This is a genomic window from Pseudomonas sp. YH-1 (genome assembly GCF_051990045.1).
GTDB lineage: Bacteria > Pseudomonadota > Gammaproteobacteria > Pseudomonadales > Pseudomonadaceae > Pseudomonas > Pseudomonas nicosulfuronedens.
On record NZ_CP178184.1, the window covers coordinates 3,047,645 to 3,070,317 of the forward strand.

General features: G+C 64.3%; 23 protein-coding genes. 9 read left to right on the top strand and 14 right to left on the bottom strand.

Annotated elements, in window-relative coordinates; genetic code table 11:
* Nucleotides 1-12 precede the first annotated feature (12 nt).
* The 3 genes from modA to modC are packed head-to-tail and all read left to right on the top strand — an operon-like array spanning nt 13 to nt 2,579.
* Nucleotides 13-768 (top strand): molybdate ABC transporter substrate-binding protein, encoded by a 756-nt coding sequence (gene modA, locus ACKI1H_RS14235; protein ID WP_440468664.1) that lies wholly within the window; start codon nt 13-15, stop codon nt 766-768.
* Nucleotides 769-787: 19 nt separating this feature from the next.
* Nucleotides 788-1,468 (top strand): molybdate ABC transporter permease subunit, encoded by a 681-nt coding sequence (modB, locus tag ACKI1H_RS14240; RefSeq protein ID WP_138526086.1) that lies wholly within the window; start codon nt 788-790, stop codon nt 1,466-1,468.
* A 7-nt stretch (nt 1,469-1,475) separates the two neighbouring features.
* Nucleotides 1,476-2,579: a molybdenum ABC transporter ATP-binding protein gene (gene modC / locus ACKI1H_RS14245; protein ID WP_440468665.1), complete on the top strand. Its 1,104-nt coding sequence runs from the start codon at nt 1,476-1,478 to the stop codon at nt 2,577-2,579.
* Nucleotides 2,580-2,770: 191 nt separating this feature from the next.
* Here the strand turns inward: modC and ACKI1H_RS14250 are convergent, their stop codons facing one another.
* From ACKI1H_RS14250 to ACKI1H_RS14260, 3 genes are all read right to left on the bottom strand, one after another.
* Nucleotides 2,771-4,144, bottom strand: coding sequence for an OprD family porin (locus tag ACKI1H_RS14250; RefSeq protein ID WP_138526084.1), 1,374 nt, complete (start codon nt 4,142-4,144; stop codon nt 2,771-2,773).
* Nucleotides 4,145-4,364: 220 nt separating this feature from the next.
* Nucleotides 4,365-5,087, bottom strand: a complete 723-nt coding sequence (locus tag ACKI1H_RS14255; protein WP_440468666.1) for a 4'-phosphopantetheinyl transferase family protein — start codon at nt 5,085-5,087, stop codon at nt 4,365-4,367.
* Nucleotides 5,088-5,325: 238 nt separating this feature from the next.
* Nucleotides 5,326-6,126 carry a dienelactone hydrolase family protein gene (locus tag ACKI1H_RS14260; protein ID WP_138526082.1) on the bottom strand — a complete coding sequence of 267 codons (801 nt, stop codon included), beginning with the start codon at nt 6,124-6,126 and terminating at the stop codon, nt 5,326-5,328.
* Between the two features lie 182 nt (nt 6,127-6,308).
* Here ACKI1H_RS14260 and ACKI1H_RS14265 point away from each other — a divergent pair, with 182 nt between their 5' ends.
* Nucleotides 6,309-6,980, top strand: a complete 672-nt coding sequence (locus ACKI1H_RS14265) for a polysaccharide lyase family 7 protein (protein ID WP_440468667.1) — start codon at nt 6,309-6,311, stop codon at nt 6,978-6,980.
* Nucleotides 6,977-8,185, top strand: a complete 1,209-nt coding sequence (locus tag ACKI1H_RS14270) for a lytic murein transglycosylase (RefSeq protein WP_440468668.1) — start codon at nt 6,977-6,979, stop codon at nt 8,183-8,185. The genes ACKI1H_RS14265 and ACKI1H_RS14270 overlap by 4 nt, the downstream gene beginning before the upstream one ends.
* A gap of 352 nt (nt 8,186-8,537) precedes the next feature.
* Here the strand turns inward: ACKI1H_RS14270 and ACKI1H_RS14275 are convergent, their stop codons facing one another.
* From ACKI1H_RS14275 to napE, 6 genes are read right to left on the bottom strand one after another with little or no spacing between them, the layout of a single operon-like run.
* Nucleotides 8,538-9,137, bottom strand: coding sequence for a cytochrome c3 family protein (locus ACKI1H_RS14275; protein WP_138526079.1), 600 nt, complete (start codon nt 9,135-9,137; stop codon nt 8,538-8,540).
* Between the two features lie 9 nt (nt 9,138-9,146).
* Nucleotides 9,147-9,665 (bottom strand): nitrate reductase cytochrome c-type subunit, encoded by a 519-nt coding sequence (locus ACKI1H_RS14280; protein ID WP_138526078.1) that lies wholly within the window; start codon nt 9,663-9,665, stop codon nt 9,147-9,149.
* Nucleotides 9,666-9,675: 10 nt separating this feature from the next.
* Complete coding sequence (napA, locus tag ACKI1H_RS14285; protein WP_440468669.1) at nt 9,676-12,180, bottom strand: nitrate reductase catalytic subunit NapA; 2,505 nt, start codon at nt 12,178-12,180, stop codon at nt 9,676-9,678.
* Nucleotides 12,177-12,494 carry a chaperone NapD gene (locus ACKI1H_RS14290; RefSeq protein ID WP_280056143.1) on the bottom strand — a complete coding sequence of 106 codons (318 nt, stop codon included), beginning with the start codon at nt 12,492-12,494 and terminating at the stop codon, nt 12,177-12,179. The genes napA and ACKI1H_RS14290 overlap by 4 nt, the downstream gene beginning before the upstream one ends.
* On the bottom strand, nt 12,487-12,969 hold the full coding sequence (napF, locus tag ACKI1H_RS14295; RefSeq protein WP_138526075.1) for a ferredoxin-type protein NapF: 483 nt from the start codon (nt 12,967-12,969) through the stop codon (nt 12,487-12,489). The genes ACKI1H_RS14290 and napF overlap by 8 nt, the downstream gene beginning before the upstream one ends.
* Nucleotides 12,970-12,978: 9 nt before the next feature.
* A complete protein-coding gene (gene napE, locus ACKI1H_RS14300; RefSeq protein WP_138526074.1) occupies nt 12,979-13,146 on the bottom strand; it encodes a periplasmic nitrate reductase, NapE protein in 168 nt (55 codons plus the stop codon).
* A 197-nt stretch (nt 13,147-13,343) separates the two neighbouring features.
* Between napE and ACKI1H_RS14305 the strand changes: the two genes are divergently transcribed.
* From ACKI1H_RS14305 to ACKI1H_RS14315, 3 genes are read left to right on the top strand one after another with little or no spacing between them, the layout of a single operon-like run.
* Nucleotides 13,344-13,955 (top strand): outer membrane beta-barrel protein, encoded by a 612-nt coding sequence (locus tag ACKI1H_RS14305; RefSeq protein ID WP_138526073.1) that lies wholly within the window; start codon nt 13,344-13,346, stop codon nt 13,953-13,955.
* Nucleotides 13,956-14,010: 55 nt separating this feature from the next.
* Nucleotides 14,011-14,688, top strand: coding sequence for a response regulator (locus ACKI1H_RS14310; RefSeq protein ID WP_138526072.1), 678 nt, complete (start codon nt 14,011-14,013; stop codon nt 14,686-14,688).
* Entirely contained in the window at nt 14,685-16,028 is a 1,344-nt protein-coding gene (locus ACKI1H_RS14315) for an ATP-binding protein (RefSeq protein WP_440468670.1), read from the top strand. The genes ACKI1H_RS14310 and ACKI1H_RS14315 overlap by 4 nt, the downstream gene beginning before the upstream one ends.
* A 112-nt stretch (nt 16,029-16,140) precedes the next feature.
* On the opposite strand, the gene ACKI1H_RS14320 is transcribed toward ACKI1H_RS14315, so the two are convergent.
* Nucleotides 16,141-16,536: a hypothetical protein gene (locus tag ACKI1H_RS14320; protein ID WP_440468671.1), complete on the bottom strand. Its 396-nt coding sequence runs from the start codon at nt 16,534-16,536 to the stop codon at nt 16,141-16,143.
* A 15-nt stretch (nt 16,537-16,551) separates the two neighbouring features.
* Entirely contained in the window at nt 16,552-17,550 is a 999-nt protein-coding gene (locus ACKI1H_RS14325; protein WP_440468672.1) for an AraC family transcriptional regulator, read from the bottom strand.
* Between the two features lie 364 nt (nt 17,551-17,914).
* On the opposite strand from ACKI1H_RS14325, the gene ACKI1H_RS14330 reads away from it, so the two are divergent.
* Nucleotides 17,915-19,216 carry a dicarboxylate/amino acid:cation symporter gene (locus tag ACKI1H_RS14330; RefSeq protein WP_138526068.1) on the top strand — a complete coding sequence of 434 codons (1,302 nt, stop codon included), beginning with the start codon at nt 17,915-17,917 and terminating at the stop codon, nt 19,214-19,216.
* Between the two features lie 355 nt (nt 19,217-19,571).
* Here the strand turns inward: ACKI1H_RS14330 and ACKI1H_RS14335 are convergent, their stop codons facing one another.
* The 3 genes from ACKI1H_RS14335 to ACKI1H_RS14345 all read right to left on the bottom strand — a co-directional run bounded on the left by ACKI1H_RS14335 (nt 19,572) and on the right by ACKI1H_RS14345 (nt 22,643).
* Complete coding sequence (locus ACKI1H_RS14335) at nt 19,572-20,963, bottom strand: adenylate/guanylate cyclase domain-containing protein (RefSeq protein WP_138526067.1); 1,392 nt, start codon at nt 20,961-20,963, stop codon at nt 19,572-19,574.
* 141 nt (nt 20,964-21,104) lie between these two features.
* Nucleotides 21,105-21,689 (bottom strand): HD domain-containing protein, encoded by a 585-nt coding sequence (locus ACKI1H_RS14340; RefSeq protein ID WP_440468673.1) that lies wholly within the window; start codon nt 21,687-21,689, stop codon nt 21,105-21,107.
* A 150-nt stretch (nt 21,690-21,839) separates the two neighbouring features.
* Nucleotides 21,840-22,643 carry a helix-turn-helix transcriptional regulator gene (locus ACKI1H_RS14345; protein ID WP_440468674.1) on the bottom strand — a complete coding sequence of 268 codons (804 nt, stop codon included), beginning with the start codon at nt 22,641-22,643 and terminating at the stop codon, nt 21,840-21,842.
* Between the last annotated feature and the right edge of the window lie 30 nt (nt 22,644-22,673).

Below are 22,673 nucleotides of genomic sequence, written 5' to 3' on the forward strand. Positions count from 1 at the left end.
TGGAGCATCACGATGAAACACCGCTTCGCAAGTCTTTCCCTGCTGGTCGCTTCCTGCTTCACCCTGCACTCGGCGCTGGCCGATGAAGTGCAGGTCGCCGTCGCCGCCAACTTCACAGCGCCGATCCAGGCGATCGCCAAGGACTTCGAGAAGGACACCGGCCACAAGCTGGTCGCCGCCTACGGCGCCACCGGTCAGTTCTACACCCAGATCAAGAACGGCGCGCCGTTCGAGGTCTTCCTCGCCGCCGACGACACTACGCCGAAGAAGCTCGAGCAGGAGAAGGAAATCGTCCCCGGCTCGCGCTTCACTTACGCCATCGGTACCCTCGCGCTGTGGTCGGCCAAGGACGGCTACGTTGACGCCAAGGGCGATGTGCTGAAGAAGAACGACTACAAGCACCTGTCCATCGCCAACCCGAAAGCCGCGCCCTACGGCCTGGCGGCTACCCAGGTGATCGACAAGCTCGGCCTGAAGGACAAGGTGGCCGGCAAGATCGTCGAAGGCCAGAACATCACCCAGGCCTTCCAGTTCGTCTCCACCGGCAACGCGGAGCTGGGCTTCGTGGCGTTGTCGCAGATCTACAAGGATGGCAAGGTGACCAGCGGTTCTGCCTGGATCGTCCCGGCCGACCTGCATGACCCGATCCGCCAGGACGCCGTGATTCTCAACAAGGGCAAGGACAGCGCCGCCGCCAAGGCCCTGGTCGAGTACCTCAAAGGCCCGAAAGCCGCTGCGGTGATCAAGTCCTACGGTTACGAACTCTGACTCTCTGAAGGAACAGGCAATGCCCCTCACGCAGGAGGATTTCCTGGCCATCCGGCTCACCATTGAGCTGGCCGCCCTGAGCACCTTGATCCTCCTGCTGATCGGCACGCCGATCGCCTGGTGGCTGTCGCGCACCCGCTCCTGGCTGAAAGGTCCGCTGGGGGCGGTGGTGGCGCTGCCGCTGGTGCTGCCGCCGACGGTGATCGGCTTCTACCTGCTGATCACCATGGGGCCCCATGGTTTCATCGGTCACGCCACCGAGAGCCTGGGCCTGGGGCGACTGCCGTTCACCTTCGCCGGGCTCGTGGTGGGCTCGGTGTTCTATTCGCTGCCCTTCGTGGTGCAGCCGTTGCAGAACGCCTTCGAGGCCATCGGCAACAAACCGCTGGAGGCCGCCGCGACGTTGCGCGCGAGCCCTCTGGATACCTTCTTCTCGGTGGTCCTGCCGCTGGCGCGGCCGGGCTTCATCACCGCCAGCATCCTCGGTTTTGCCCATACGGTGGGCGAGTTCGGCGTGGTGCTGATGATCGGCGGCAACATCCCGGGCAAGACCCGCGTGGTGTCGGTGCAGATATTCGATCACGTCGAGGCCATGGAGTACGCCCAGGCGCACTGGCTGGCCGGAGGCATGGTGATCTTCTCCTTCTTCGTCCTGCTGGCGCTCTACGCGAGCCGCCGCAGCCGTTCGGCCTGGGCCTGAGGTGGGCATGCCGCAAGAGCTTTCCGCGCGCGCCATCGAGGCCCGCTTCCAGATCGCCTACTCGGGCTTCAGCCTGGACATCGACCTGCAATTGCCGGGCAAGGGGGTGACTGCGCTGTTCGGCCACTCCGGCTCCGGCAAGACTACCTGCCTGCGCTGTGTGGCAGGCCTGGAGCGTGCGCCCGTCGGCCGGCTGGTGGTGAATGGCGAGGTCTGGGAGGACAGCGCCACGGGTGTGTTCCTGCCCCCGCACAAGCGTGCGCTGGGCTATGTGTTCCAGGACGCCAACCTGTTCGAGCACCTGTCGGTGAAACGCAACCTCACCTACGGCATGAAGCGCGTGCCGCGAGACCAGCACCGCGTGGACCTGAAGCAGGCCACCGAACTGCTGGGCATCGGCCATCTGCTGGAGCGCATACCGGGGCACCTTTCCGGTGGCGAGCGCCAGCGCGTCGGCATGGCCCGCGCGCTGCTGACCAGCCCGCGCCTGCTGCTGATGGACGAGCCGCTGGCGGCGCTGGACCTCAAGCGCAAGGCGGAAATCCTGCCTTACCTGGAGCGTCTGCACGACGAGCTGGATATCCCGATTCTCTACGTCAGTCACTCGCCTGACGAAGTGGCGCGCCTTGCTGACCATCTGGTGCTACTGGACCAGGGCAGGGCCGTTGCCAGCGGCCCGGTAGTGGAAACCCTGGCGCGTACCGATCTGCCCATCTCCCACCTGGAAGACGCCGGTGTCGTCATCGACGGCCGGGTGCTGGAGCACAACGCCGACTACGGTCTGCTTACCCTGGCGCTGCCGCACTGCGAGCAGCGCATTCGGCTGGCCCATGCACCGATGGACAAGGGCAGGGCGTTGCGTATCAAGGTGCAGGCGCGGGACGTCAGCCTGAGCCTGGAGCCGGCGGCGCACAGCAGCATCCTCAACGTACTGCCGGCGACCGTGGTCGAGATCGTTTCGACCGATAACCCGGCCCACCTGCTGGTGAAGCTGGAGGTAGCCGGTACGCCCTTGCTGGCGCGGATTACCCGCTACTCCCACGACCAGCTCGGGCTGCACACCGGGCAAGCCGTCTGGGCGCAGATCAAGTCGGTAGCGTTGCTGGCGTAGGCTCAGCGCGTATCGGCTTTCGTAGGATGGCGTGGAGCGCAGCGATACCCATCGCTCCAACGCACCGACGGCATGGGTATCGCTGCGCTCCACCCATCCTACAAGTGCCAGGCGAGATGCAGCTTTGGGGCGGTATGACGAGCAAGAAAAAGGGCGGCCACTGGCCGCCCTTCTTCGATTCACCCTGCGCCTTACAGCAGCGGGATGGTGTAGCTGACGATCAGGCGGTTCTCGTCCTGGTCGCGCTGGCTGGGCACGCCCGGAGTGGTGGCTGCCGGCAGGCCGCTGCGCATGGTGGCGTTCTTCCAGGCCAGGCCCAGGCCCTTGAAGGTGCCTTCGGGTACCACGTAGCCCAGGGCGATATCGCGTTCCCACTCGCCCTTGTCGCCTTGCTTGGTGTCGATGTTGTCGGCGTTCAGGTAGAGCACGCTGAAGGTCAGGCCCGGTACGCCGAGGTCGGCGAAGTCGTAGGCATAGCGGCCGATCCAGGTGCGCTCACCGGCACGGTTGAACTTCAGCAGCTGGGCGTCGGAGATCAGGTAGGTGCTGGTGCCTTCGCCGTCGCCACGGTTGAGGTAGGGGAAGTCGCTGTCACCGGTCATCGTCTGGTAGCCGGCGCCGATGCTGTGGCCGCCCAGGGCGTAGGTGAACATGCCGCTGTAGACGTTGTTGTCGACTTCGCCCTTGAGGCTGTTGCCGCCGTAGTAGCCACTGCTGACGTAGCCGTCGGCGCGGCCGGAGGCGCTGCCGTTCTTGCCGTCGGAGTCGCTGATGAAGACGCGGATGTCCGATTTCAGCGTGCCCGGGCCGATCGCCCAGTTATGGACGAGGCCGAGGTAGTTCTGCTTGTAGAAGTTGTCCAGCTCGCCGTAGTAGTAAGACAGGGTCAGGTTCTTGGTCGCCTTGTAGTCGCCGCCGGCGAAGTAGAACTTGTTGCTGTCGCGGGAGCTGGCAGAGCTGCCGTTGGCGCCGGCGATGGACATGCTGCGCCAGTCGGTGGAGTTGCGGCCCTTGGTGTGGGTCAGCTGGCCGCCGGTCAGGGTCAGGTTGTCGATGTCGGTGGAGGTGACCTGGCCACCTTCGTAGGTCATTGGCAGCAGGCGGGCGTCGTTGTAGACCACCACCGGCAGCTTGGGCTGCAGGGTGCCGTAGCGGAATTCGGTCTTGGAGATCTTCGCCTTGGCGGTCATGCCGAGGCTGCTGAATTCGTCGACAGCGCTGCCATCGCTTTCCAGCGGGAAGATGGTGCCGGGTTGGCGATCGATGCCGGCCTTGCCGGACTTGCCGCCGCCATCCAGGCGCACACCGAGCAGGCCCAGGGCGTCGACGCCGAAGCCCACGGTGCCTTGGGTGAAGCCGGAGGAGTAATTGAGCATGAAGCCCTGGCCCCATTCTTCCTGCTTGCTGGGCGAGGCGGGCCCGTTGCGGTTGTCGGTGTTGATGTAGAAGTTGCGCAGGGTCAGGCTGGCCTTGCTGTCTTCGATGAAGCCGCCGGCGTGTGCCGATTGCGCGATGAGGCCGAGCGAGCTGGCCGCAATGGCGAGCGCCAGGGTGTTTCTGGTCATTACGTTTGCTCCGATGGTCATTTCTTTTTGTGGGGCCCCCAAGAACCAGACGTTGCCGTTTGGCTGTATATAATTCTATATACCGACAGACCTGCTGACGATTTCTCCGAAGGCAAAATCAGAGGATCAAAGGAGGTATGGGGACGTCTGGACAGCGTGCATGACGCCAAATTCTGACTTTTAAGTCAAGACTTTCAGATGTATCTGTCAGTCGAAGCGGTCAGATCGCTGCTTTTGACGAAGGAATGGCCACCAGGCTCAGCAGGCGTTCATCGAACAGGCTGAATTGCCCATCGATCTCCTTGCCGTGGTGCCATTCCTCCGACAGATCGGTGAGCAGGCGCAGGCGCGCATGGCCACCGGCAGACCAGCTCAGCAGCTCGGCGTGTTCAAAATAGAAGCGCTTGCGTACCAGCGGGAAGAGTGCCTTGAACAGGCTCTCCTTGAGGGAAAAGGTGAGGGTGACCTGCAGCGCCGTCTGCTGCGGATCGAGGCGTGCCAGTTCATCCGGCGTGAGGATTTCTGGGGCCAGCCGTTCCGCTCGTGCGGTTTCCAGGCGGTTCTCCACGTCCAGGCCGAGCCCGCGCCAGTAGCTGTCGTGCGCGACGATGGCCGCCGCCCAGCCGTCGCCGTGGGTGATCGAGCCGCAGAAGCCCACCGGCCAGACCGGCGCGCGTTCCTCATCCGTTCCCGGTACCCAGGCCGCCGAGCCTGCAGCCAGCAACGCCGCGCGGGCGCAGATTCGCCCGGCGAGGTACTCGGCCTGGCGCTTGGCGACGGAGCGCTGGATGCTGGCCGGCGCCTCGACCCGGCTCAGGGCAAAGTCCCCGGCCTGCAAGCGCTGGCGGTCGAAGCGGGTGCTGCGCAGCTCACAGCCGGCTAGTGGAATGGGCAGTAGCCAGTCGGCGTCGAGCGGGGTGCAGAAATCGGGGAGGGCGGTCATGGGAGCATTCTGCCGCGCCAGAACGTGGCTCACCAGTCACGCGGCACTTACATTCCTTTGCAAACCTTCACCAAAGGCGTACGGATTCGTCCGACAAGCTTTGACACACTGCGCACCGCGTTCCCAAGGGGACGCAGGTGAGGTTGTTGTTGGAGTGCCGCCAAGGCGGGCTCTGACCTTTACACTTGATTGAGTGCGGGAGCCCGAATGGGCTCCCGTTTTTTATTGCGCGGCGTTTTTACGCGCCCTCAGGCTTCACGTCGAAGATTTCCTTGAAGAAGGCCTGCAAGTCCGCCCAGGACTTCTGGTCGGCGGTCTTGTCGTAACCCACGTCCAGGCCATGGCCCTTGTGCTTGTCGGCATCGGGGCTGGTGAAGCTGTGCTTGGCTCCCGGCTGGATGACCAGCTTGTAGTCGGCCTTGGCGTTATCCATCTCGCTTTTGAAGGCTGCAACGCTTTCCGCCGGTACCAGGGTATCGGCGGCGCCGTGCTCGACCAGAATTTTCGCCTTGATCGCCCCCGGCTGTGCCGGCGTCTGGGTCGCCAGCACGCCATGGAAGCTGGCCACGCCGGCCAGTGGCAGCCCGGCACGGGCCATGTCCAGCACCACCTTGCCACCGAAGCAGTAGCCGATGGCGGCGATCTTGCTCGGGTCGGTCTGCGGCTGCTTCTTCAGCAGGTCAAGGCCGGCCTGGAAGCGTGCCTTGGCTGCATCGGCGTTCTTCAGCGCGTCGGCCATGAAAGCCTTGGCATCATTGGGGTGATCGGTGTGCTTGCCTTCGCCGTACATGTCGATGGCCAGTGCGCTGTAGCCCAGTTCGGCGAGCTGCCGGGCGCGGCTTTTCGCGTAGTCGTTCAGACCCCACCATTCGTGCACTACCAGCACGCCAGGACGGATACCGGACTTGGCGTCGTCGTAGGCGAAGTAACCGATCATCTTCGTGCCGTCAGCGGATTCGTAGGGAATTTCCTGAGTCTTGATCGCAGCGGAAGCGTTGGCCGCGAAAGCGAACAGCAGCAGGGCAGTGAACAGGCGCATGGTGAGTCTCCTGGGCGGGGAACATTGAAGATAGCCGCTGGCGCGGAAAACGCCCGTGTAGCCTGCACGCAACCGCTCAAGGGCGCGGCTGCCGGCCGAAAGATTGAACGCCGTATGAGTGAAAAGTCTGACAGCCTCGTCTACCCTTGCGCCCATGTCCTGACCCGCGAAGCGATAGGCCGATGTTGGACCTGAGCACCTGGAATCTCACCATTCCCCAACGCGGCCCGGCCGCGACCATTTCCACGGCGAAACTCGGCCGTGACTACGAGAGCCCGTATTTCCGCCGCAGCGCCGACGGCGTGGAGTTCTGGGTGCCGGTCAACGGCGCCCATACCAGCGGCAGCGAATATCCCCGTACCGAGCTGCGCGAGACCAAACCCGACGGCCGCCTGGTGACCTGGCGCTATCCGCTGGCGGAGAACCTGATGGTTGCTACCCTGCGTGTGGAGTCCGTGCCCTCCAGCCGGCGCATGGTCATCGGGCAGATCCACAGCAACGGCAGCGGCAGCGCCGAGGCCCTGCCGCTGGTCAAGCTGGTCTACCAGCAGCGCCTGGACAAGGCGCGGGTACAGGCGCTGGTTCGCGATCGGCCCGACGACATCACCACGCGGACCTACACCGTCTATGACGGCATCCCCCTGGGCGATACCTTTACCTACCGGCTGGGGGTCTCCAGCAGCGGGGTGCTGAGCGTGCAGGTCAAGGACGGCCAGGTCAGCCAGCAACTGGACACGAAATGGGCCTACCAGGGCCTGTATTTCAAGGCAGGGCTCTACCTGCAGGACAATCGCGGGCCCGCCAGCGAGGGCGGGCGCGCCACCTTTACCGATCTGAGCATTCGACACCAATGAAGACTTCCTCCACCGCACGTCGTGCCTGCCTGGCCTTGTCCCTGCTGCTGCCGGCGGCACTGGCGCAGGCCGCACCGGGCGACGATTTCGGTTCTTGCCTGAACCGCCTGCAGGGCGCCGCCCAGGCCAAGGGCGTCAGCGCCGCCAGCTTCGCGCAGTTCACCCAAGGCTTGCAGCCGGACATGACAGTGCTGCCGCTGCTGGACGCCCAGCCCGAGTTCACCACGCCGATCTGGGATTACCTGGCGGGGCTGGTGGACGACCAGCGCGTCGCTGATGGCAAGGCGCGGATGGCCGAACATGCCGACCTGCTGCGCAAGGTCGCTGCGCGCTATCAGGTCGACCCGGCCACGGTGGTCGCCGTGTGGGGTGTGGAGAGCGATTACGGGCGCATCACCGGCAAGCGTCCGCTGCTGGTGTCGCTGTCGACGCTGTCCTGCTACGGGCGTCGCCAGTCGTTCTTCCAGGGCGAGTTCATCGCCACCCTCAGGCTGCTGCAACAGGGCGATATCCGCGACAGCGGCATCACCGGGTCCTGGGCGGGCGCCTTCGGCCAGACGCAGTTCATGCCTTCCACCTATGCGCGTATCGCCGAGGACTTCGACGGTGACGGCCACCGCGACCTGGTGGGCAGCACCGCTGACGCCCTGGCGTCCACCGCCAACTACCTGCGCAAGGCTGGCTGGCGTGAGGGGCAGCCATGGGGCTACGAGGTGAAGCTGCCGGCGGGCTTCGATGCTTCGCTGGCCGGGCGTACCAAGCGCCGTGCGCTGTCGGATTGGACCGGCCGTGGTGTGACGCGCGTTGACGGCAAGCCGATACCGAGCATCGACTCCAAGGCTGCCATCCTGTTGCCGGCGGGCATCAGTGGCCCGGCCTTCCTGGTGCTGCGCAACTACGACGCGATCTATTCCTACAACGCAGCGGAGAGTTACGCGCTGGCCATCGCCCTGCTGTCCGACCGCTTGCGCGGCGAGCAGGGCCTGCGTACTCCCTGGCCGACCGATGATCCGGGCCTGAGCCGGGCACAGCGCAAGGAACTGCAGGAGTTGCTGATCCAGCGTGGTTACGACATCGGCCAGCCCGACGGCATGATCGGCGATGTGACGCGCAAGGCGATCCAGCAGGAGCAGAACAAGCGCGGAATGACGCCGGCAGATGGGCGTGCAGGGCAGAAGATTCTCAATGCGCTGAAGGGCGGCTGATGGTTACGTTCTGAGCAAGCAAAGCCCCGGCACTGCCCGGGGCTTTTCGTTGGTGGCGGGGATTGGGCCTGGCGGCGCCTGAAGGTCAATCGCGGACGGAGTCCGATCCTGCGCGGTCTCAGGTTTCGTAGAAGCAGCGCAAGCCCGTGCCTGCGCATTCCCCTCACCCCAACCCTCTCCCGGAGGGAGAGGGAGCCATCTGTGCCGGCTGACGCTAGGGTTTCCTCCTGCCCCGAACGGTCCCCTCTCCCTCTGAGCGGGGCGCGCAGCCAGGGCTAGGGTGAGGGCCGACCTGGGCACAGAACAATCTCGTAGCAGCGGACTCCGTCCGCGCTCGGGTTTCAGGCGAGGCTCACTGCCAGCCCTTCACCCCCGTCATGTCCGGCAGGTGGTGGGCGATGCCCTTGTGGCAGTCGATGCAGGTGGCCTCGCCCGAGGCCAGGGCGGTGGAGTGCATCTGCCGGGCGCGCTGGCTCTGGCGGGTGAAATCCATGAATTGGAAGTTGTGGCAGTTGCGGCATTCCAGCGAGTCGTTGGCCTTCAGGCGCGCCCATTCGTGCTCGGCCAGTTCGCGGCGGTGGTCGAGGAACTTCTCCCGCGTGTTGATGGTGCCGAAGATCTTGCCCCAGACCTCCTTGGATGCCTGCATCTTGCGCGCGATCTTGTCGGTCCATTTATGCGGTACGTGGCAGTCCGGGCAGGTGGCGCGCACGCCCGAACGGTTGGTGTAGTGAATGGTGTCCTTGAGCTCGGCGAAGACGTTGTCGCGCATCTCGTGGCAGGACGTGCAGAACTGCTCGGAGTTGGTGGCTTCCAGCGCAGTGTTGAAGCCACCCCAGAAGATGATCCCGGCAACGAAGCCGGCCAGTGTGAGGAAGCCCAGGCTGTAGTGCACGCTGGGCCGGCGCAGGACAACCCAGTAACCCTTGAGCCAGGCGAATAGTGCTTTCATGGCGCCTCCTCAGGGGTTGCCGGTGGATGTGCCGTCGTCGTTGCTGGCTGATTTCCCAGCGGCCGCTTCCTGCTGGAGAATCTTGTCGATGTCCTCGAAGGTATTGCCCACCAGCGGTTTCACGTCTTTCTGCGGCACGTGGCACTGCACGCAGAAGTACCGGCGCGGTGCCACGGCGGCCAGCACCTGGCCGTCGCGGTCCATGTAGTGGGTGATGCTGATCATCGGTGCCTGCACCCGCGCACTGTTGGCGCGGCTATGGCAGGACAGGCACTTGTTGCTGTTGGTGTCGATGCGGTAGCCGGCGATGGTGTGCGGGATGGTTGGCGGTTGCTCGGGGTAGGCCCGTTCGCGGCGGATATCCTTGTTCTCGTCGTTGGCCAGGGGCGGCGCCGGGCGGTCCTCGGCGATGGTACCGCCGGGGCGGCGACCATCCGGTGCCGGGGCGTCCAGGGGGTAGTTCACGTCGGCGGCCAGCGCCGGTAAGGCGATGAGCAGCAGGAGCAGGGCGGGCAGTATCGGTTTCATCGCGCGTTCCTCAGGCCAGGCTGACCAGTTCGATGCGCACGGCGCACTTCTTGTAGTCGGTCTGCTTGGAGATCGGGTCGGTGGCGTCCAGGGTGACCTTGTTGATCAGCTTGTTGGCGTCGAAGAAAGGTACGAACACCAATCCCTGCGGCGGTTTGTTGCGCCCGCGGGTCTCGATGCGCGCGCGGATCTCGCCACGCCGGCTGATCACCTTCACCTCGCTGCCGCGGCGCATCTTCAGGTCGCGCGCGTCGTCCGGGTGCATGTACACCACGGCATCCGGTACGGCCTTGTAGAGCTCCGGCACGCGCTGGGTCATCGAGCCGGTGTGCCAGTGTTCGAGCACGCGGCCGGTGGACAACCAGAACGGATACTCCTTGTCTGGCGCCTCCGCTGGCGGTTCGTAGGGCAGGGCGAAGATGATCGCCTTCTTGTCCGGGTAGCCGTAGAACTGCACACCACTGCCTGCGGTGACATAGGGGTCGTAGCCCTCGCGGTAACGCCAGCGGGTTTCCTGGCCTCTCACCACCGGCCAGCGCAGCCCGCGTGCCTCATGGTAGGCATCGAAAGGCGCGAGATCATGGCCGTGGCCACGGCCGAAACTGGCGTACTCCTCGAACAGACCTTTCTGGATGTAGAAGCCGAAGGCTTTGGCCTCGTCGTTCTCGAAGCCCTTGGCGATCTCGTCGTTCTCGTACGCGTCGACCTGGCCGTTCTTGTACAGCACCTCGTAGAGCGTCTTACCCTTGAGTTGCGGCGCCTTGGCCAGCAGCTCGGCGGGCCAGACTTCATCGGTGGTGAAGCGCTTGGAGAATTCCACCAGTTGCCAGAGGTCGGACTTCGCCTCGCCCGGCGCCTTGACCAACTGGTGCCAGAACTGCGTACGACGCTCGGCATTGCCGTAGGCGCCTTCCTTTTCCACCCACATCGCGCTGGGCAGGATGAGGTCGGCGGCCTGGGCGGAGACCGTGGGGTAGACGTCGGAGACGATCACGAAGTTTTCCGGGTTGCGCCAGCCCGGCAGCACTTCCTGCATGATGTTCGGCCCGGCGTGCATGTTGTTGCAGACCTGCGTCCAGTAGACGTTGAGCACACCGTCCTTGAGCATCCGGCTCTGCTGCACAGCGTGGAAGCCGATCTTTTCCTGGATGGTGCCAGCGGGCACTTTCCAGATTTTCTCGGCGGTTTCGCGGTGCTTCGGGTTGGTCACCACCAGGTCCGCCGGCAGGCGGTGGGCGAAGGTGCCCACCTCGCGCGCGGTGCCGCAGGCCGAGGGTTGGCCGGTGAGGGAGAACGGGCTGTTGCCCGGTTCGCTGATCTTTCCGGTGAGCAGGTGGATGTTGTAGATCAGGTTGTTCGCCCAGACCCCGCGGGTGTGCTGGTTGAAGCCCATGGTCCAGAACGACACCACCTTGCGTTTCGGGTCGGCGTACAACTCGGCCAGGGCTTTCAGGCGTTCGGCCGGCACGCCGGTTTCCTTGGCGGTGCGTTCCAGGGTGTAGGGCTTGACGAAGGCGGCGAACTGGTCGAAGTCGATGTCGCTCCAGGTGTTGGCCTTGTCGGCGTTCTTCGCTTTCTTCTCCAGCTCATCGGTAGGTCGCAGGCCGTAGCCGATGTCCTCGGCGCCGTGGGCGAAGCGGGTGTGTTTGTCGACGAAATCGCGGTTCACCGCGCCGCTTTCGATGATGTGGTTGGCGATGTAGTTGAGGATGTACAGGTCGGTCTGTGGCTTGAACACCATCGGGATGTCGGCCAGGTCGAAGCTGCGATGCTCGAAGGTGGACAGCACGGCGACCTTCACCTGTCCGGCGCTCAGCCGGCGGTCGGTGACCCGCGACCACAACACCGGGTGCATCTCGGCCATGTTCGAGCCCCAGAGCACGAAGGTGTCGGTGGCTTCGATGTCGTCATAGCAGCCCATGGGTTCGTCCATGCCGAAACTGCGCATGAAGCCCATCACCGCCGAAGCCATGCAGTGCCGCGCGTTGGGGTCGATGTTGTTGCTGCGCAGGCCGGCCTTGAACAGCTTGTTGGCGGCGTAGCCTTCCCAGACCGTCCATTGCCCGGAGCCGAACATGCCCACGGAGGTCGGTCCCTTGGCCTTGAGTGCAGCCTTGAATTTCTCGGCCATGATGTCGAACGCGGCGTCCCAGCTGATCGGCTGGAACTCGCCCTGCTTGTCGAACTTGCCGTCCTTCATGCGCAGCAGCGGGCGGGTCAGGCGGTCACTGCCGTACATGATCTTCGACAGGAAGTAGCCCTTCACGCAGTTGATCCCGCGGTTGACCTCGGCCTTGATGTCGCCGTGGGTGGCAACCACCTTGCCGTTGCGGGTGGCGACCATCACGCTGCAGCCGGTGCCGCAGAAGCGGCAGGGCGCCTTGTTCCAGTCCAGGCGGGTCATGTCCGCCTCGGTGACCAGGTTGCTGGCGGAACTGAGGATCGGCAGGCCGGCGGCAGCGGCGGCGATGGCGGCGGCGTTGGCCTTGGCGAACTGGCGACGGGTCAGGTTCATCTTGCACCTCCAGCCTGGGCGAGCGCGGGTTCGTGGTCGATCTGCGGAGCTTCAGGCAACTCGACTATCTCGTGGTAGATCAGCACCGCGTTGAGCACACCGGGCAGGTTCTGGATGGCGTTGAGGTTGTCGAGAAGGCTCGCTTCATGGGCCGCTTCCAGCACCACCACCAGCTTTCCCTGCGGACTCTGCTGGTGCACTTCGAGGTTGGGTAGGCGCTGCAGGTTGGCCTTTACGGCTCCCAGCAGCTCCGGACGCGTGTGAACGATCAGGCTGGCGATCTGGATGCTCTCTGGCATCTGGCTCTCAGGCATGGTGGGCCTCACGGTTCAGGTGGATGGCGTTGCCGGGGCAGGGCGAAACGCAGGCGCCGCAGCCGGTGCACAGGGTCGGGTCGAGTGTGGGCAGGGACGGGCCGCCCAGCTGCGGGCGGAAGCGGATGGCCCGCGGCTCGCAGGCATCGTCGCAGCTGCGGCAGTGGATGCCGGCATGGGCCAGGCAGCGCTCGTCGATCCGGGCGCGCCAGGAGAAGGCCTCGCGGCTCAGGTCGAACACCTCGGCTTCGCAGGCGCGAGCGCAGTCACCGCACAGGCTGCAGCCGGTGTGGCTGAAATCCAGCTGCGGGTAGCCGCCATCGCCGATGCGAAGCACCTGCTCGGGGCAAGCGTCGACGCAGGCATTGCAGCGCGTGCAGCCTTCGAGGAATTCGCTGTCGGTGGCAGTCCATGGCGGGCGACGTACTTCAGGCGCACCGCCCAGGCGCCGCAACAGGGCACGACGGGCGAGCATGGCGGCGCACTACGACGGCGGGCCGGGCGGCCCCACCATCAGCTGGTACATCCATACGATGAAGCCGTAGCCACCGACGATGGCCACGGACAGCAGAGGGAACAGGCAGATCACGAGGAACAGGAACAGCCGGGTTTCCTTGCCTTTATCCGTGCCGGGTCCGGTCTCTTCAGTCATTAGGTCAGCCTCCCGCCAACGACTGGAATTGAGCCTAGTCCCTGCGCTGTGTGTGGGCAAAAGCCTACGTGCGTTATTCTTTTTTCATACAGCGCTGTCGTTCAGCATTGGTTCAGCAGTCCGACAGGTTCGGTTCAGTGCCCTCTCCGTAACCTTCTCCCCGTCAACACATTACTGACCCCTACGGGAGAAACCCCATGAAAGCCATGAAGAAAATCGCCCTCGCCACTGCCATCCTCGGTGCCAGCGTCGCCGCTACCGCAGCTAACGCCGCCGACACCTTCGTCGGTATGACCTGGGGTGAAACCAGCAACAACATCCAGAAATCCGACGCGCTGAACCGCAACCTCGACAATCCGAAGTTCGACAGCGTGATCAACAACAGCGGCACCTGGGGCGTACGCGCCGGCCAGCAGATGGAGCAGGGCCGCTACTACATCACCTATGAAAATGTTTCCGACACCGAGAATGGCCTGAAGCTGCGCCAGCAGAACCTGCTCGGCAGCTACGACGCCTTCCTGCCGCTGGGCGACCAAGGCACCAAGCTGTTCGGTGGCGGCACCGCCGGCCTGGTCAAGCTGGAGCAGGACGCCAAGGGCTACAGTCGCGACAGCGATGTGGGTTACGCCATCGGCGCCCAAGCCGGTATCCTCCAGGAACTCGGCAAGAACGCTTCCGTGGAAGGCGGCTACCGTTACCTGCGTACCAACGCGAGTACCGAGATGAGCCCGCACGGTGGCAGCAAGGTGGGATCCCTTGACCTGCACAGCAGCTCCCAGTTCTACCTGGGCGCCAACTACAAGTTCTGACCGGTAACGCAACCGGGCCTGCGCGGCCCGGCTGCCTGACTCAGGGAGTACGCGCATGAAACTGCTGGTGGTGGAAGACGAGGCGCTGTTGCGCCATCACCTGTATACCCGGCTGGGCGAGCAAGGCCATGTGGTCGATGCCGTGGCCAATGCCGAAGAGGCGCTGTACCGCGCCAGCGAATACCATCACGACCTGGCGATGATCGACCTGGGCCTGCCCGGCATGAGCGGCCTGGACCTGATCCGCGAGTTCCGCAGCCAGGGCAAGACCTTCCCCATTCTCATCCTTACCGCTCGCGGCAACTGGCAGGACAAGGTCGAAGGCCTGGCCGCCGGCGCCGACGACTACGTGGTCAAACCGTTCCAGTTCGAAGAACTGGAGGCCCGTCTGAACGCGTTGCTGCGCCGTTCCAGCGGTTTCGCCCAGTCGAGCATCGAGGCCGGCCCACTGGTGCTGGACACCAACCGCAAGCAGGCGCTGGTCAACGGTGAGTCGCTGCAGTTGACCGCCTTCGAGTACCGCATCCTTGAATACCTCATGCGGCATCACCAGCAGGTGGTGGCCAAGGAGCGCCTGATCGAGCAGCTCTACCCGGACGACGACGAGCGTGACCCGAACGTCATCGAGGTGCTGGTCGGCCGCCTGCGTCGCAAGCTGGAGACCGCCGAGGGCTTCAAGCCGATCGATACCGTGCGCGGCCAGGGCTACATCTTCAACGAGCTGTGTAAATGATCCGTTCGCTGCGTCTGCGGCTGATGATCGGCGCGGCGATTCTCGCCGTGCTGTTCATGGCGGCGCTGCTCCCGGCTCTCCAGCGTGCGTTCAGTATCGCCCTGGAGAACGCCATCCAGCAGCGCCTGGCCTCCGATGTGGCGACCCTGGTGTCGGCGGCGCGCATCGACGGCAATGTGCTGAGCATGCCCGACCATCTGCCAGTAGAGGACTTCAATCTCCCGGAGTCCAAGCTGCTGGGCTACATCTACGACCAATCCGGCAAGCTGGTATGGCGCTCCACCTCAGCACAGGACGAGAGCGTGGAGTATTCGCCCAAGTACGATGGGATGATCGATATCTTCACCCGCATCAGCGACCGATCGGGCCAGGAGTTCTTCGTCTACGACGTGGAGATCGATCTGCTGGGCGGCAAGCGCGCGGCCTACAGCATCGTCACCATGCAGCCGGAAAGCGAGTTTCGCCAGTTGGTCAATGGCTTCCGCGAGCAGCTCTATGTCTGGTTGGGGGGCGCCTTGCTCTTGCTCATGGCGATGCTCTGGCTCGGCCTGGGCTGGGGGCTGCGCTCCATGCGCGGGCTGCGCTCGGAGCTGGATCAGATCGAAGCCGGCGACCGCGAGCGGTTGAGCGATGAACACCCCGACGAGATGCTGCGCCTGACCGACTCGGTCAACCGCCTGCTCGAAAGCGAACGTGCCCAGCGCGAGCGCTACCGCAACTCCCTGGGCGATCTCGCCCACAGCCTGAAGACGCCACTGGCGGTGCTCCAGGGTGTCAGCGAAACCCTCGCCGATGAGCCGAAGAACCGCGAGCAGGTGCAGGTACTGCAAACCCAGATCGAGCGCATGAGCCAGCAGATCGGCTACCAGTTGCAGCGCGCGACGATGCGCAAGAGTGGCCTGATCCGCCACCGCGCGGCCCTCGATCCCTTGCTGGACACCATCGGCGGTGCGCTGGACAAGGTCTATCGCGATAAGCGCGTGAAGCTGGAACGGGATATTCCGCCGGGATTCTCCCTGCCGCTGGAGAAGGGCGCATTGCTGGAAATGCTCGGCAACCTGCTGGAGAACGCCTACCGCCTGTGCCTGACCACTGTGAAGGTCAGTGCGCGCAAGGACGGCCGGATGTTCGAGCTGATCATCGAGGACGACGGCCCCGGCGTGCCGGCCAGCCAGCGCGAGCGCATCCTCAAGCGCGGCGAGCGGCTGGACACCCAACACCCCGGCCAGGGCATCGGCACGGCGGTGGTGAAGGACATCATCGACAGCTACGACGGTGAGCTGGCGCTGGAGGATTCCGCGCTGGGCGGCGCATGCTTCCGGATTCGCCTGCCTGGTTAGTCCACAGCGACCGAGATCGAGTGCATGGCGCTCTCCTTCAGATTGTGGCCGTGTCACTCCCCTGCTATGCGCGATCGAGCAGCTAACCCGTTGCCGGGGCATCGACCCGGTACTAGCGTGTCTGCTTAAGCTGGGTATGCAGCAATGCGCCTCGCAGGCCTTGTACCTGAAGCCATGCAATGACCAGCTGGACTAACCACCATGGAGTCCACGCTGAGGTGTTGGCTGTAAACACCACTGCAAACAGGGCATGGAGCACCAGGATCGCGGCGCATGTCCGGCTTTTTCGCAGCAAACCATACGCGAGCAAGACCAACCCGATCGCGATGCCTGTGCGGCCGAATCTCATTTCTGGCCCGGTACTAAGGAAGGCAATTGCGTAGGCCATTTTCGCCACGCTTCCAACGGCTCCGGCAAAGCCTTGCAATATCAAGCGGTTTGCCTGCCGGAGCTGTACGGCTTTTTCGTCGACGTCGCCCAGCGGCGTGGTGACAGGGGGAGTGTTCATGGCATTACCTGCTCATTATGAGTGCTGCGAACGATAAGCCCCCGGTGTCAGCCCCGTCCATTTCTTGAACGCCCGGTGGAACGCCGAAGGCTCGGAGAAACCGAGTTGGTCGGCGATGTCCTGGATCGAGTGTTCGTCGCGGCCCAGGTAGTAGATCGCCAGGTCGCGGCGCAGCTGGTCCTTGAGTTCCTGGAAGTTCGGGCCCTCCTCGCGCAGGTGTCGGCGCAAGGTCTGTGGGCTCATGTGCAGCTGCGCGGCGACCTGCTCCAGGTCGGGCCAGCTGCGACAGTCGCGGCCGAGCAGGCGGCGGATCTGGCTGGTCAGGCTGTCGCCGCCGTCGGGGCGGGCGAGCAGGTCGGCCGGCGAGTCCTTGAGGAAGTGCTTGAGTGTGCGTTCGTCCTGCAGCAGCGGCATGTCGAGGTAGCGCGCCTGCAATAGCAGGCTGGTGCTGTCGGCGGAGAAGCGGCGCGGGCAGGGGAACAGCAGGTCGTACTCGGCCTGGTGCTCGGGGGCCGGATAGCTGAAAGTGGCTTCCTCCAGGCGGATGCGCTGGCCGATCAGCCAGCTGGCCAGGCGGTGCCAGATCAGCAGCAGGCTCTCTGCGAGGAAGTGGTCGGGGTCGCGCAGGTGCGTTTCGTCCAGGGTCAGACGGGCACGGTCGCCGTCGCGCACCAGTTCGATCCGTGGGGCCTCGGGAAACAGCCCGTAGAACAGCGAGCCGCGCCCCAGTGCCTTCTCCAGCGTGCGGCAATGGATGATCGCGTTGCACATCATGGCGAAGGTGCCGCGCTTGCTCGGCAGGCTGCCAAAGCCCATGTACTCGTCGTCCAGCGCTTCCCAGAGGATCTGCATCAGCCGGCTGAACTGCTCGGGGTCGATCCGCGCGCGGGGCTCGTCGAGGAGGGCCGGGACGATGCCGGCACTACGCAGCAGCGCCTGGACATCGAGCCCCTTGCGCTGGGCCCCATGGACGGCGGCACGGACGAAATGGCTGGCAATGGTGCGTTCACGCATGAGCGGTCCTTGTTGTTCTGGCCGCACATCCAGGAGCCGTGCGGCAAACCCGATCGAACCTGATCGGAGTTCTACAATCTACGGTACGAAGGCCGTGGCGGATACCCGCCAGAGGGCGGGAAACCCGCCAGCTCGAAGGCGGGAATCCGCCATTTTCGAGGCCTTCCGTGCCGTGGCTTTTTACGGAAACTATTGAATTTGAAGGGATTACACATTTTTTAAAGGTCTGGCACAGCACTTGCCATATGCGATCAAGGCCTGCCGTTTGGCATGCCCTGAAAACAAATTCTCCCATTGCAGGGAGATAACGCGTTCGGTCTTGCACTTCCTTCACCGGAGGGCAGGCCCAGAGGACAGAGCTGCCATGACCAAGCAACCCTTCTACAAAAGCCTGTACGTGCAGGTACTGATCGCCATTGCCATCGGTATTGCACTCGGCCACTTCTACCCCGACACCGCCAAACTGATGAAGCCGCTGGGCGATGGCTTCGTCAAACTGATCAAGATGGCCATCGCGCCGATCATCTTCTGCACCGTGGTCACCGGTATCGCCGGCATGCAGAGCATGAAAGCGGTGGGCAAGACGGGCGGCATGGCGCTGCTGTACTTCGAAATCGTTTCCACCGTCGCGCTGATCATCGGCCTGGTCGTGGTCAACGTCGTCCAGCCGGGTGCCGGCATGCACGCCGACGTCGCCACGCTGACCGCCGAAATGAACAAGAACGCGGCGCTCACCGGCTTCATCGCTTCGGGCGAGAAGCAGAGCACCATCGACTTCTTCATGAACGTCATCCCGAGCACCGTGGTCGGCGCCTTCGCCAACGGTGACATCCTGCAGGTGCTGTTCTTCTCCGTGCTGTTCGGCTACGCGCTGCACCGCCTGGGCGACTACGGCAAGCCGGTGTTCGAGTTCATCGATCGCATCACCCACGTGATGTTCAACATCATCAACGTGATCATGAAGGTCGCGCCCATCGGTGCCTTCGGTGCCATGGCCTTCACCATCGGCGCCTACGGCCTCGGCTCGCTGGTGCAACTGGGCCAGCTGATGCTGTGCTTCTACATCACCTGCCTGCTGTTCGTGCTGATCGTGCTGGGCGGCATTGCCCGCGCCCACGGCTTCAGCATCCTGCGCTTCATCTCCTACATCCGCGAAGAACTGCTGATCGTGCTGGGTACCTCGTCCTCCGAGTCGGCCCTGCCGCGCATGATCGCCAAGATGGAGAAACTGGGCGCCGACAAGAGCGTCGTCGGCCTGGTAATCCCGACCGGCTACTCGTTCAACCTGGACGGCACCTCGATCTACCTGACCATGGCCGCCGTGTTCATCGCCCAGGCCACCGACACCCCGATGGACATCACCCACCAGCTGACCCTGCTGGTCGTGCTGCTGATCGCCTCCAAGGGCGCCGCGGGCGTCACCGGTTCGGGCTTCATCGTGCTGGCCGCCACCCTGTCCGCCGTCGGCCACCTGCCGGTTGCCGGTCTGGCGCTGATCCTGGGTATCGATCGCTTCATGTCCGAAGCCCGCGCCCTGACCAACCTGGTTGGCAACGGCGTAGCCACCATCGTGGTTGCCAAGTGGTGCAAGCAGCTGGACGAGAAGACCCTGTCCGCAGAACTGGCCGCTGGCCCCGGCAACTCCGCTGAGCTGCAGCCTTCCTGACGCGTTATCCAACGAGCAATTCGGCCCGGTGAACGTGAAGCGCCGGAGCCTTTCCAGCCCGCTCATTTGAGCGGGCTTTTTTATGCGCGGGTGGTTGGCGCGGCGGCGTGTCTTTTGTAGGAGCGAGCTTGCTCGCGAATCGTTTCCCGGCAGCTCCGGAGTTGGGTGGGTTCGCGAGCAAGCTCGCTCCTACAGTTGTGCCTTGGCTGCGTGCAGAGGGGGCTGGGTTTTGCAGAGGAACCGCCGGCGCGCACAGGAGTGGACTCTGTCCGCGATTGGCCGGGCGTCAGCGAGGAAGGTGTGCATCAACGAGAAAAGCGCACGCAGCGGCGTGCGCTGACGAAGCGGAAACGGATCAGAGAATGATCTTGTCCTTGAGCTTCTCCGCCGCCTGCTGCAGCGCCTGGATGACCCGTTCCTTGTCGTAGTTCTGTACGTTGTTGGTGTCCAGGTACATGGAGAAGCCCGGCACCTCGTGCTCGACGAAGCTGGGGTTGGAGCCCAGGTCGCGGCGGAAGTCGACCACCTGGTAGATCTGCACCGGTTTGCTGAAGCCCTTCACGGCGATCTGACCCTTGTCACGGCACATCAGCACGTCCTTCACCAGCGAATAGGTCTCGTGGCTGATGAGGATCTCGCCGGCCTCGGCGGCGCTTTCCAGGCGGCTGGCGAGGTTCACTTCGCGGCCGATGATGGTGTAGTCCATGCGTGTATCGGCGCCGAAGTTGCCCACGGTGCAGTAGCCGGTGTTCAGGCCCATGCGCACTTCCAGCGGCTTGGTGATGCCCTGGGCGCGCCACTGCTGGCGCATGACCTTCATGTGCTTGCGCATGGCCACGGCCATGGACACGGCGGCAACGGCGTCCTTTTTCGCGCCCTGGGTGGCCGGGTCGCCGAAGAACACCATCACGCAGTCACCGACGAACTTGTCGATGGTGCCGCCGTATTTCAGGGCGATCTTCGACATCTCGTTGAGGTAGTTGTTGAGCATGTCGGTGAGGGCTTCGGCCTCGAGTTCCTCGGACAGCTCGGTGAAGCCCTTGATGTCGGAGAAGAACACCGTGAGCTTCTTGCGCTGGGTCTCCAGACGCACCGTGCGCTTGCCGCTGAAGATCGATTCCCACACCTGCGGCGACAGGTACTTGGCCAGGTTGCTGGCCAGGCGCGCGGCCTTTTCCTGTTCCAGGGTGATGTCCGAGCGGGCCTGGGCCAGGCGTAGACCCTGCTGGTGCACGAAGAAGGCGGTGATGCAGATGTACAGCGTGGAGAACAGCACGCTGACCAGTGCGACGATGCTCGGCGTCTGGCCCTTGTAGGCCGGTGAGATCAGCGCGGCGCTGAGTACGGCGGCGCTCAGCGCCACCAGCAGCGCCAGGCCCAGCGAACGCAGGCCGCCGATGATCAGTGCGGAGAAGGCGAGGATCAGCACCAGCATCAGGCTGGGCACCTCGGAGAAGCCCAGCAGGGTGGTGGCAATGCCAGCATGCAGGGCGTCGATGAACAGCAGCACCAGGCGGGTACGTTGTGGGTTGTCGCGCTTGAAGCGGCGGCTGACCTGCTGGGCGAGGTGCGGGTAGAGCAGGGCGTACGGAATCATCCAGAGGATGTCGTAGCCGAAGTACTTGGCGAAGGTGCCGGCGGTAATGGTCGCGGCGATGGCGATATACGCCAGCACGCGGGAATGGTACTCGCGCAGAGGGGCGGGGGTGAGCGGGCTGCTGGCACGCTCGAGAACATTAGGCTTCATGCGCAAGAAACTTCCCTGGTGCGCGTAGGCTCGTAGCCGATTGCGCGTCTGATTTTGGGAGGAATCTTATTCCATGCGCAGCCCCCGGGCCAGCGGCGGTTCGCCACTCTTCGTCGCGGACCGCCGGTCACCACGGGACCCTCAGGCCATCGTGCCGTCGGGCTTCTGGTAGATCGAGCGGCGGGGCTGGGCGAAGACCCGGCGCAGCATGGGTTCGAAGAACTCCAGGGGCAGCACTTCGCCGTCCGGATCGAAGGCGGCGGCGTCGTAGCGGGCGCAGAATTCGATGGTCTGCTCGAACTGCGGGTGGTCCTTGAACTGCTCGCGCAGGTGTCGGTCCAGGCCCAGGTGATGGAAGAAGTAGTAGCCCTGGAAGATCGCGTGCTTCTCGATCATCCACAGGTTCTCCTCGCTGACGAACGGCTTGAGGATGGCCGCGGCGATATCGGCATGGTTGAACGAGCCGAGGGTGTCGCCGATGTCATGGAGCAGGGCGCAGACCACGTATTCCTCGTCGCGGCCGTCGCGGTGGGCCAGGGTGGCGGTCTGCAGCGAGTGGGTCAGGCGGTCCACCGGGAAGCCACCGAAGTCGCCGTCGAGCAGGCGCAGGTGGGCCATGATCCGGTCGGGCAGAAGCGCGGCGTACTGGCCGAAGTCCTTGGCGATGATCGCCCAGTCCTCGGCGCTGCCGTCTTCCATGTGGGTGAAGTTGGCGCGTGCGTTCATCAGGCTGTGCTCTCTTGTGATTGTCTTGGCGTGTCTGGATGGCACGGGTCCAGTCTAGAAGTCTGACGGGCACGCGGTAGTGTCCGTGCAGCGCCAGTGGGGTGTCCCGGTGGGCGCGAATGGTGCGGCATCAGCCGCACCGATGGGGCATCAGGGGTTTTCCGGGTCGTGCCCCAGCGACTGCAGGAACAGCGAGAACAGCTCCGGCTGCGAAGAGATGTCGAGTTTGTTGTACAGGTGGCGGCGGTGGACCTTGATGGTCTCCGGCGAAATGGCCAGGCGCTCGGCCATGGCCTTGGAGGAATAGCCCCGCAGGATCAACCGGGCAATCTCCAGCTCGCGCTCCGAGAGGACGCCGGCACCGAAGTGGCTCAGGGCGTCACGCACCTGCACCGCCACACCGTCGCTGGTGCCCGGCAGCAGGCGCTGGCTGCGTTGCTGCCAATGCTGCTGCATCAGCGCCAGCACCCAGGGGCAGAGCATCGCCAGCAGGCCGGTCTGCTCGCCATCGAACAAGCGGCGCATACCCAGCGACAGCGACAGAGCGCCCTGGCCGGGCAGCTGGAGGATGAATTGCACCTCGTCCTCCAGCACGTTGTCGTGGAAGTAGCTGAGGAAGTACTCGCTTTGGCGGAACTGGTCCGGGGCAATTTCCTCCAGGCGGTACAGCCCGCTGGGCACGCCCTCGCGGCAGGCCTGGTAGAACGGGTCGAGCTGGTACAGGCCGTCGAGGTAAATGGCCATGGCGGCCGGCCCGGCGGTGGGCTCGGCGTCGTATTCCTCCAGCGCCACCGGGGTACCACCGGCCGGGTAGAACATCGCCAGGGCGTTATCGAACGGCAGCCACTGGTGCAGTAGCAGGACCAGTTGCTTCCAGAAGCGCGGCTGGCCGATCTGCTCGATGGTACGGCCGAGGTTGGCGTGCATGCCGACTTCGCGGAACAGGGTGTGCATCGGCGGGGTATCTCCGGAAGGGCATGGCGA

Excerpts from the sequence above, each read along its gene's own strand:
- ACKI1H_RS14290 (WP_280056143.1), bottom strand. The coding sequence starts at position 12,494 with ATGCCTGAGAGCCAGATGCCAGAGAGCATCCAGATCGCCAGCCTGATC.
- ACKI1H_RS14315 (WP_440468670.1), top strand. The coding sequence starts at position 14,685 with ATGATCCGTTCGCTGCGTCTGCGGCTGATGATCGGCGCGGCGATTCTC.
- ACKI1H_RS14250 (WP_138526084.1), bottom strand. The coding sequence starts at position 4,144 with ATGACCAGAAACACCCTGGCGCTCGCCATTGCGGCCAGCTCGCTCGGC.
- ACKI1H_RS14330 (WP_138526068.1), top strand. The coding sequence starts at position 17,915 with ATGACCAAGCAACCCTTCTACAAAAGCCTGTACGTGCAGGTACTGATC.
- ACKI1H_RS14335 (WP_138526067.1), bottom strand. The coding sequence starts at position 20,963 with ATGAAGCCTAATGTTCTCGAGCGTGCCAGCAGCCCGCTCACCCCCGCC.
- ACKI1H_RS14345 (WP_440468674.1), bottom strand. The coding sequence starts at position 22,643 with ATGCACACCCTGTTCCGCGAAGTCGGCATGCACGCCAACCTCGGCCGT.
- ACKI1H_RS14265 (WP_440468667.1), top strand. The coding sequence starts at position 6,309 with ATGTTGGACCTGAGCACCTGGAATCTCACCATTCCCCAACGCGGCCCG.
- ACKI1H_RS14320 (WP_440468671.1), bottom strand. The coding sequence starts at position 16,536 with ATGAACACTCCCCCTGTCACCACGCCGCTGGGCGACGTCGACGAAAAA.
- ACKI1H_RS14280 (WP_138526078.1), bottom strand. The coding sequence starts at position 9,665 with ATGAAACCGATACTGCCCGCCCTGCTCCTGCTGCTCATCGCCTTACCG.
- ACKI1H_RS14310 (WP_138526072.1), top strand. The coding sequence starts at position 14,011 with ATGAAACTGCTGGTGGTGGAAGACGAGGCGCTGTTGCGCCATCACCTG.
- ACKI1H_RS14270 (WP_440468668.1), top strand. The coding sequence starts at position 6,977 with ATGAAGACTTCCTCCACCGCACGTCGTGCCTGCCTGGCCTTGTCCCTG.
- ACKI1H_RS14305 (WP_138526073.1), top strand. The coding sequence starts at position 13,344 with ATGAAAGCCATGAAGAAAATCGCCCTCGCCACTGCCATCCTCGGTGCC.
- napA (WP_440468669.1), bottom strand. The coding sequence starts at position 12,180 with ATGAACCTGACCCGTCGCCAGTTCGCCAAGGCCAACGCCGCCGCCATC.
- modB (WP_138526086.1), top strand. The coding sequence starts at position 788 with ATGCCCCTCACGCAGGAGGATTTCCTGGCCATCCGGCTCACCATTGAG.
- ACKI1H_RS14260 (WP_138526082.1), bottom strand. The coding sequence starts at position 6,126 with ATGCGCCTGTTCACTGCCCTGCTGCTGTTCGCTTTCGCGGCCAACGCT.
- ACKI1H_RS14255 (WP_440468666.1), bottom strand. The coding sequence starts at position 5,087 with ATGACCGCCCTCCCCGATTTCTGCACCCCGCTCGACGCCGACTGGCTA.
- napF (WP_138526075.1), bottom strand. The coding sequence starts at position 12,969 with ATGCTCGCCCGTCGTGCCCTGTTGCGGCGCCTGGGCGGTGCGCCTGAA.
- modC (WP_440468665.1), top strand. The coding sequence starts at position 1,476 with ATGCCGCAAGAGCTTTCCGCGCGCGCCATCGAGGCCCGCTTCCAGATC.
- modA (WP_440468664.1), top strand. The coding sequence starts at position 13 with ATGAAACACCGCTTCGCAAGTCTTTCCCTGCTGGTCGCTTCCTGCTTC.
- ACKI1H_RS14275 (WP_138526079.1), bottom strand. The coding sequence starts at position 9,137 with ATGAAAGCACTATTCGCCTGGCTCAAGGGTTACTGGGTTGTCCTGCGC.
- ACKI1H_RS14325 (WP_440468672.1), bottom strand. The coding sequence starts at position 17,550 with ATGCGTGAACGCACCATTGCCAGCCATTTCGTCCGTGCCGCCGTCCAT.
- ACKI1H_RS14340 (WP_440468673.1), bottom strand. The coding sequence starts at position 21,689 with ATGAACGCACGCGCCAACTTCACCCACATGGAAGACGGCAGCGCCGAG.
- napE (WP_138526074.1), bottom strand. The coding sequence starts at position 13,146 with ATGACTGAAGAGACCGGACCCGGCACGGATAAAGGCAAGGAAACCCGG.